Below are 9,132 nucleotides of genomic sequence, written 5' to 3' on the forward strand. Positions count from 1 at the left end.
GAGCACCGGAGCCGCGCCCCGGCGCTCACCGGCCGGACACGGCGCCCCGCCCACGCGGGCAGGGTGCCGGGACCCTGGAAGGACGCCCGGATCCTGGAAGGGCGACAGGGTGAGGCGGATGGCGGCCTGCCTCCGGAGCTCAGTTCCCGCCCGGCGGCCGGTCCCCGCCCGTCGTTCCGGACGGGCGGTACACGAACGTCGGGAACTCCTCCCCGGTCGCTCGCGTCCAGGCGGGGACGACCGTGGCCGCGTACTTCGCGCGGGCGTCGGCGAAGGCGGTGACACAACGGGCGTGGACCTGTGTCCCCTCCGTACGGCGGGTGAGCGCCAGCAGGGAGCGCAGTGCCGCGACCGCCTCGTCGGCCCGGCCGCCGGACAGGTGGGCGCGGGCCTCCGCGTCGAGCGCGAGGGCGAGACCGGTGCGTGTGGCGGCCAGGGACGCCGTGTACGGACCGGCCCCGGGACCCTCCGGCGCGTCGGCGAGGATGGACTCCGCCTCCCTGTAGGAGGCGACGGCCGCTCCGTGGTCGCCCGCGTCGCGGAGGGCGCGGCCGAGCACCCGGAGACGGCGGGCCGTCAGGGCGTGATGGGCAGGCCGGCCGGGTTCGGCCGGACGGCGTGTGAGGGCGACGGCCTCGCGGGCGTCCCCGACCGCGCCGTCGAGGTCTCCGTCGTCCCGCCGCAGCAGACTCACGTCCACGAGCACACGGGCGAGTTGCGGTTCCTGCGCCGCCGGGTCGCGGTCCGCCGCACGCCGGTACGCGGCCACGGCGCGCTCCCCCGCCCGCACCGCCTCACGGTGTTCGCCGGCGGCCTTGTGGCAGTCGGCCAGCCGCTCCAGGCACACGGCGTGCAGCGGGTCGTAGGTGTCCGGCCGTTCGCCGGCGAGATGGGCACTCAGGTCCACCGCCTCCCGCCGCGCGTTCAACTCGCTTGCTGGGGAGCCCGGTTCACGCAGCCGGTCGGCGAGGCAGTCGAGGGCCAGGATGAGCAGGGGGTCACCCGTCGTCCGGTCCCGGCCCACCAGGGTCCGCGCCTCGGCCACGGCCTCCTCAGCGGTGGCCCGCGCCGCGGACGGGTCTCCGGTGGCCTCCAGGCAACGGGCCAGGTCCGCGAAAAGCCTTACCCGCAACGGGCGTACGATCTCGGGCGCGACCCGCACCATGATCGCGTCCGCGGTGTCCCGGGCCTCCCGGCCGACGGACAGCGCCTGCTCGTGGCGGTCCAACTCCGCAAGACCTGAGGCGAGTTCGCACATCACCCGGACCCGCACCAGTGCCACGTGGCTCAACTCGCGCACCGACATGTCCCGCACCAGCCCGGCGCACTCCTCATAGACGGCCACGGACTCCTCCGTGCGGTTCAGGGCCGCCAGCACCAGCGCGTAGGTGCGCAACGCACCCGGTAAGCCGCCGAGGGTCCGGTCCCGTCGGGTGGGGACCAGGCGACGGTAGGCGGCCACGCACTCCCCCGCCGAGCCCAGCGCGTCGGCCGGCCGGCCCAGGCCGAACTGTGCCTGTGCCCTCAGATGCAGCAGGAGGGCCCGCTGCGCCGGTGACCACCGCGCGTCCGGCACGGCCACCGAGGCGTCCATCACCGTGCACGCCTGTTCGCAGCGGCCGACGAGCACCAGCGCGTAGGCCTGCCAGACGAGACTGCGGGCCAGCAGGTCCCGGTCCCGGGGGCGGGCGCCCTTCCGCTCGGCCAGCGCCCGGTACACGGCCGTCGCCTCCTCGGCCCAGGCCAGCCGACGCCACGGCGGGGGCGGCCGCAGCAGTACCCAGTCGGGGGCCAGGCAGCGCGTCAGCGCGGCGCCGAGCAGCCGCCGCCCCGGGCCCGGACCGAACCGGGCCGCCGTCCGCGGCAACGGCAGCAGTACACGCACCAAGCCCATCGGCGCCCCCTTCCCGGGATCCTCGTCCAAAGGACGGCCGGGCACCCGCATTGGTTGCCCGGCCGGAGCGAAGCCGGGTGGCCGCGTTCGACGCGACGGCGGCCGTCCTGACACTCCTGTCGCGCAGGAAGGCTGTCGCCCCGTCGGTCACCCGGAGTGGGTGACCCGAACGTTCGGGACGACAGCCTCCGTACGCGGACTACTTCAGACCGTAGGCGCGGATCACCTCCTGGGTGACGCGGTTTCCCGCGTCGTCCCAGCCTTCGGCCTTCAGCGAGACATAACCCTTGTGCGGGGCGTCGAAGTGCCCCGTCCAGGTGCCCGACTTGCCGCTGACCTCGACCTCCTGCCAGGTGGCGCCGTCGTCGTACGACACGGACAGAGCCGCACCCTGGATCTTCCCCGCGCCGGCCGCGCCCTCCAGGTGATGCGGGGTGAGCCGGAGCGTCTGGCGGCCGCCACGAGCGTCACCCGCCCGGTCCGTGTCGACCCCGTAGCCCATCTGGAGCACCGCCATCCGGTCGATCACCGTCGGGTCGGTGACCGGGTCGGACTTCACCTGCCACACCGTGTGGGTGTGGGTGGACAGCCGGTAGGTCGCCGCGTCGCGGTCGGCGGTCAGGTCGAAGGTGTAGACGGACGGGACGGTCGGGGGCCTGGTGAGAGTGACGGCCGACGAGTTGATGGTCCTCAGCAGGGTGCCGTCCTGGTACGCCTTCAGACTCAGCTTGGTGTTGTCGTAGCCGGACTGGATGACGCCGCCGTGGCCGTCACCGTTGTCGGACCAGGGCTGGACGTTGAACGCGATCGAGGTCTTCTGCCGCTGCGACCACCAGTAGGTGCCGCCGTTGGCGGGACGGGTCACGGGCTTGAACCAGTCACGTACCTGCCACGAGCCGGGCTTGTACGCGGTGCGCAGCCCCTGGCTCGACAGGATCATCCCCGGCCCGGTGCCCTGGCTCTCCACCCACTGCGTCCCCTGCTGCGCGGAGACGTAGTCGGTGCGGGTGCCGGGGATGTCCAGGCGCTGCAGGAATCCGGAGCCGTACTTGCGGTACGGACGGAAACCCGACCGCCACTCGCCGCTCGGCGTGGCGGTGGCCGCGTAGTAGCGCATCTCCACCGTGGCCAGGTCGGACGGACGGGGACGGTAGGTGAGTCCTGTGGACGGGATCCGACCGGGGTGCGGGTCCGAAAGGTCGTACATGTACGGGGAGTTGGGAACGCCGTGTACGTCCAGCCGCAGCCGGCCGCGCTTGGCGTCGGCGATCAGCGACGCCCCGTTACGGGCGGTCACGGAGAACACGGGCACGGCGCTGTTACCGCCGGAGGTGCCGACGGACTCGATCAGCTTGCCCGGCTTGTCGTTGACGACGAGCAGCAGGGCGGCCCCCGCGTCGGCCGCCGCCTGCGCCCGTTGCGCGCCGGTGAGCACGCTCGCGCGGGTCACCAGCGCCACCCTGCCCTTGACGTTCAGCCCGGCGTACTCGGCGGGGGTGCCGGTTCCCGCGTACACCGCGTCCAGGCGCTTGTGCCCGTCGTACAGCGCGGTGCGGGCCTGGCCGACGACCTGGACCGGCTCGCCGTCGTCGGTGACGGTGAGCGGCGGGAGGGCCTTGCGCCAGCGGGTCTCGTACTCGAAGGTGCCGGTGGTCACCTTGCGGGTGGGCAGCACGAACATGCTGTCGTAGTTGGGGGCGAGGAGGTACTGGACCTCCACGACGCCCATGCCCCACGAGTTGTTCGCCTGGCCGTCGGCGCGGTACCAGTTCATGGACAGCGACCGGTCCTCGGTCCGGCGCGGCACCTCCGCGGTGACCTCACGGGTGCGGCTCGCGTCGAGATCGACGTCCCGGTCGCGGTCGAGGACGACCTCCGGGTCGCCCATCAGCGCCATGCCGACCGAGTCGGGGCCGTGACTGCCGGGCACGTCCTGGTACGTCAGCAGGCTGTAGGTGCCTTCGCGCATCCGCAGATCGAGCGTGCCGCTGTCGCCGACGGTCACGGAGTACGGGTCCTGGGTGCTGCCGAACCGCTGTATCTCGACCCATCCGGCGGCCGGCTTGCCGGAACGGTCCTTCAGGGTGACGTGCAGGGTGTGGCGCGTGTCCTCGCGGTACAGGCCGACCTGGGTGCGGGTGAGCGTCGCGCCGGAGCCGTCCTTCGCGGTGATCTGCCCGAGGTAACGGCGCCCGTCGGCGCCCAGGTCCGCCTTGGCGGTCGCGGTGACGGTCGCGGTGCCGTGGGCGGGCACGGTCACGGTGTCGGCGGAGAGGGTGAACATCCCCTCCGGGGCCGGGGTGCCCTTGCCCCCGGTCGGCTCGGTGTCGTACGGGCCGCCCGCGACGGCGGCGTTCAGCGACAGGTGCAACTCGGTGTCGGAGTCACCGGTGTTGGTGTACGTCACCGTGCGGTCGAGCGGCGTGGAGTCGTCGTGCGGCCAGGAGTCGATGCCGAAGTAGGCCGAGCCGGTCGCGGTGACCGTGGCGGAGGTCGCGGCGGCGAGGTCGGCGCGGCCCGCGCCCACCTGGTAGGCGGTGTAGCTCGACAGCTCCTTGGACGTGCTCATCAGCGCGTCCTTGAGCTGCCGCGCCTTCCAGTCCGGGTGCTCCTGGGCGAGGATCGCGGCGGCACCGGCGACGTGCGGCGTCGCCATGGAGGTGCCGCTCATCGTCTGGTACCAGCCGGTCGCGGCGCTGCCGCCCGCCTTGGCGGCCAGGACCGCGACACCGGGGGCGGAGATGTCGGGCTTGAGGGCGTAGTCGTTGAGCCGCGGACCCTGCGAGGAGAACGACGCCCGCTTGTCGGAGGAGTCCACGGCGGCAACGGTCAGCGCCTCGTCGGCGACGCCGGGGGTGCCCATGCTCGCCTCGCTGCTGTAGTTGCCGGCCGCGATCACGAAGAGCGCGCCGCTCTTCTCGGTGAGCTCGTTGACCGTCTGGCTCATCGGGTCGGTGCCGTCGGACGGGTCGGACGAGCCGAGGCTCATGCTGACGACCCGGGCGCCCTGGTCGACGGCCCACTCCATGCCCGCGATGATCCAGGAGTCCTGGCGGTAGCCGCCGTCGGCGAGGACCTTGCCGACGAGCAGGTCGGCGCCGGGCGCCACGCCCTTCTCGGCGCCGTCGGAGGCGGCTCCGCTGCCGCCGACGGTGGAGGCGGTGTGGGTGCCGTGGCCATGGCCGTCCTGCACGCTCTCGTCGGGCACGAAGCTCCGCGAATCGGTGATCCGGCCGTTCAGATCGGGATGGTTGAAGTCGGCGCCCGTGTCGAGGACGGCGACCTTGACGCCCTTGCCGTCGAGGCCCTTGGCCCACGCGGTGGCCGCGCCGATCTGCGCGGTGCTGTCCTTGAGGGTGGCCTTGGCCTTGCCGTCCAGCCAGATCTTGGACAGTCCGTCACCGAGCCTGGGCGCGGCGGAGGACGTGGCCGGGGCTACGGACTTCCACGTCTTCCGGGCCTGCTTCTTGGCGGCCCGGACGGACGTGGCGTGGATGGCGGGCAGGGAACGCACCCGGGTGGTGCCGGTCGGCGCGGTCCGGTCGGCGGGCGCGGTCCTGGCGCCGTAGCCCAGGATCAGCGGGATGCCGGTGCTGTGGGCGTCGTCGTAGCCCTGCTCGATGAGGGACGTGACGTCGAACAGTCGCTTGTCGAGGCGGTTCGCGGCCAGGTAGGGCAGCACCTCGTCCGGGTAGACGTAGAGGTCGCCGTCGACGGTCTCGGTGCGCACGCCGCCGGTGGCGCCGGGTGCGCGGGTGATGTCCGCGGTCTGCTTGCCGTCGCCGGTCCCGGTGACGCGCACGACGTCGCCGGTCAGAAGGGTCACGGTGTGCTGCCCCGTGCCCGCGTCCGTGGCGGGTCGGGCCGCGTCGGTCTGTGTCGGTGCGTCAGCCATGGCGAGACCGGGCGGCGAGGCCAGGGAAGTCAGGACCGCGAGGGTACCGACCGCTGCCGCGAGCGCTCTTCGGCTGCTTCGACGGGGAGGTATGCGGGAGATCATGGAGCGTTTTCTATCGGCCCGGGACCGGCGGAGGGAACAGCGGACGCTGGCACGAAAGCGCCACGTCTCACATGTGCCAGTTCGACGAACTCCGCACAAACGCAGGGTAGTTGTCTCATTCACCCGCACGTTTGCCACAGCCCGTCGGCCGGCCCACGGACGCACCAGGCCGATCAGCGGCCCGCCCCTCACGCACCACGTCCGGCACCGGGTCGCCCATGGGCGACCCGGCACCAGGCCGAGTGGCACCCGCCCGGGCGACTCCGCCTGACCTAGGTCCGCCCACACGCCCCCGTCCGGCGTGTCCGCCCACGCACCCCTGTCGCTCGGCGGCCCAGACGCGCCCCCTCGCGCGGGTACCGGCCCGGACCCGCCGTCCGGGCCCTTACGAGCCTGTCGAAGCGCCGCCCGGTGACGTGGCGGCGGGAGCAGACGACTCGACCCCGGTGGTCGCGCCGGGCTCCGGGGTGTCGGCGGAGCTGCTGTCGGGCGAGAACACCGCCACACCCACGAGCACCGCCAGCAGGAAGACCACGGCACCGGCGGCCGCGCCCACGACTCTCCGCCGGTCCCCGAGGAGTTCACCGACCCCCGAACGCTGGCGCCGGCGCGACCGGTGGCCGCCGCCCGCGGTGTCCCGCATCACCGAGGGCAGGGCGTACGTGGTCGCGGGGCCCGCGGCCCTGGCAGCCTGCCGATGGCGCCCCGGCTCGGGCAGTGCGGCCGGGAGCGGCTCGGCGCGCCCCTGCCAGGAGCCCGAGCTGTACCAGGCTGCCGCCTGGAGCGCGGTGGGCCGGTCCTCGGGCTTCTTCGCGAGCAGACCGAGCAGGTGGTTCTCGAAGGCGGGCGGCAGATCGGCGCCCAGCTCCCGCGGCGGAGTGGGGGCGGTGTCGAGGTGGTGATGCAGGACGGCGACGGGACTCCCCGCCTGGAACGGCGGCCGTCCGGTGAGGAGTTGGTACAGGACGCAGCCCAGCGAGTACATGTCGGAGGGCGGCCCGGCGGTCTTGCCCAGGGCCCGCTCGGGAGCAAGGTACAGACTGGTGCCGACGATCTGTCCGGTCGCGGTCAGACCGCCCGCCGGATCGTCCATGAAGCGGGCGATCCCGAAGTCGCCGATCTTGACGCTTCCCTCGGCGTCCAGGAGCAGATTGCCCGGTTTGATGTCCCGGTGCACGATGCCCTGTTGATGCGCGGCGGCCAGCCCGGCGGCGGCCTCGGCGGCGATCCGCGCGACCCGGTCGGCGGACAGCCGCCCGGCGTCGGTGAGGACACCGGCGAGACTGTCGCCCTCGACCAGCTCCATCACGAGGAACAGCCGGTTCTCGTAGGCCCCGAAGTCCAGGACACCCACCACGTGACGATGGTTGAGCAGGCCCGCGGTCTGGGCCTCCAGACGGAACCGGGCCGCGGCCGTCGGGTCGGCGTCCTGGGAGAGAAGCAGCTTCACGGCCACGGACCTGCCGATCATCTCGTCGTAGGCCCGCCACACCTCCCCCATGGCGCCCCGCCCGAGAGCCGTCTGCAGCCGATACCGCCCCGCTATCAGCACTTGTGCTTCATCCTCACGCAGTTGGGATCCCGTCGATCGCCACAGGTCGATTCCCTACCGAGCATGAGTGATCATCGGGGCGCCGCAGCAGGTTGAGCCTACTGCCAACACGACGGTGATCAGACGCTGTTCACCCTCGGCCGCACGATGGCGAAGAACCGTTCGATGTGCCATCGGACACTGACGGAAAGTGACTCCGAAAGCCCCTTCAGGGCCACACGGACCACAACGCGAGGTAGCGGTCACAGCGGCCCGGAACACCCGAAGCCGCCGCACTCCGGACGGGCCCGGCGAACGGTCCGCGCATTGGTATGGACCTGACAGGAGCCTCCCACTACCCTCGTTCACGCAACTCTGAGAGCGCTCTCTCCTGCCCTTCGCCCCACTCACCGACCATCGGATCGACGAAAGGCAACCACCGTGAGACGCACCACAGTTCTGCGCATCGCGTTGACCACCGGCCTGCTCGCCGGCGCCGCCACACTCGGACTCACCCAGGCCGCCGCCGGCGAAGCCCCCCTCACCGCCACGGCGTCCCGGGCGCCCGCCTCCTCGGCCGTCCTCGCGGCCATGCAGCACGACCTCGGACTCACCCGGCAGCAGGCGACCACCCGGCTCGCCGAGGAGACCGCCGCACGCGGCGTCGAGCGCGACGCCCGGCGCGTGGCCGGCGCCTCCTACGGGGGCTCCTGGTTCGACGCCGGAAGCGGCAGACTGATCGTCGCCGTCACCAAGGCCGCGTCACGGAACGCCGTGGAGGCGACCGGCGCCCGCGTCACCCTGGTCGAACACAGCCAGCGACAGCTCGACAGCACCATGGCGCGCGTCGACGCGCTCGACGCACCGGCCGGCGTGAGCAGTTGGCACGTCGACCCCCGGGCCAACTCCGTCGTCGTCAATGTGGTGTCCGCACACAAGGATGACAACGATGTCCGGGCCTTCGTCGCCCGCGCCCGCGCCTCGGGTCCCGTGGTCGTGCGGCAGACCGACCGGGCCCCGAGGACGTACGCGGCCGGCACGGTGGGCGGAGACCCGTACTACACCGGCAACGTCCGCTGCTCCATAGGCTTCTCGGTGTACGGCGGTTTCGTCACCGCCGGGCACTGTGCCCAGCCGGGCGCGGGCGTCAGCGGCTGGGACCACAGCTACATCGGCAACTTCCAGGGCTCCTCGTTCCCGGACAACGACTACGCCTGGGTCAACGTGGGCAGCGGCTGGTGGACCGTGCCCGTCGTCCTCGGCTGGGGCACCGTCTCCGACCAGCTCGTCCGGGGCTCCGGTGAAGCACCCGTCGGAGCGTCGATCTGCCGCTCCGGCTCGACCTCCCACTGGCACTGCGGCAACGTCCTCGCGAAGAACGAGACCGTCAACTACAGCCAGGGCGCCGTGCATCAGATGACCAAGACGAGTGTCTGCGCCGAACCCGGCGACTCGGGCGGCTCGTTCATCAGCGGCGACCAGGCACAGGGCGTCACCTCCGGCGGCTGGGGCAACTGCACCAGCGGAGGCCAGACCTGGTACCAGCCCGTGAACGAGATCCTGAACCGCTACGGGCTCACCCTGCACACCGCCTGAACCGACCGCGGGGGGGCCCCCGCGCCCCCCGCAGGGCGCGGCCCCCCCCCAGACCGCCCCCCACCCCCGGCGCGTGGTGGGCGCGCAGGAGCGCCCCCCCCGCCGCGGCGG

At 72.7% G+C, this 9,132-nt stretch carries 4 protein-coding genes; 1 reads left to right on the forward strand and 3 read right to left on the reverse strand.

From position 1 onward, the window contains the following. Positions 1–139: 139 nt before the first annotated feature. From ACFXGX_RS35560 to ACFXGX_RS35570, 3 genes are all read right to left on the reverse strand, one after another. Positions 140–1,894 carry a hypothetical protein gene (locus tag ACFXGX_RS35560; RefSeq protein ID WP_384800000.1) on the reverse strand — a complete coding sequence of 585 codons (1,755 nt, stop codon included), beginning with the start codon at positions 1,892–1,894 and terminating at the stop codon, positions 140–142. Between the two features lie 199 nt (positions 1,895–2,093). Next, complete coding sequence (locus ACFXGX_RS35565) at positions 2,094–5,789, reverse strand: S8 family serine peptidase (protein ID WP_384800002.1); 3,696 nt, start codon at positions 5,787–5,789, stop codon at positions 2,094–2,096. A 490-nt stretch (positions 5,790–6,279) separates the two neighbouring features. Next, entirely contained in the window at positions 6,280–7,446 is a 1,167-nt protein-coding gene (locus ACFXGX_RS35570; RefSeq protein ID WP_384800005.1) for a serine/threonine-protein kinase, read from the reverse strand. Positions 7,447–7,866: 420 nt separating this feature from the next. On the opposite strand from ACFXGX_RS35570, the gene ACFXGX_RS35575 reads away from it, so the two are divergent. Then, complete coding sequence (locus ACFXGX_RS35575) at positions 7,867–9,021, forward strand: S1 family peptidase (RefSeq protein WP_384800008.1); 1,155 nt, start codon at positions 7,867–7,869, stop codon at positions 9,019–9,021. Positions 9,022–9,132: the final 111 nt, after the last annotated feature.

The sequence above is a fragment of the Streptomyces sp. NPDC059371 genome, from assembly GCF_042751995.1.
GTDB lineage: Bacteria > Actinomycetota > Actinomycetes > Streptomycetales > Streptomycetaceae > Streptomyces.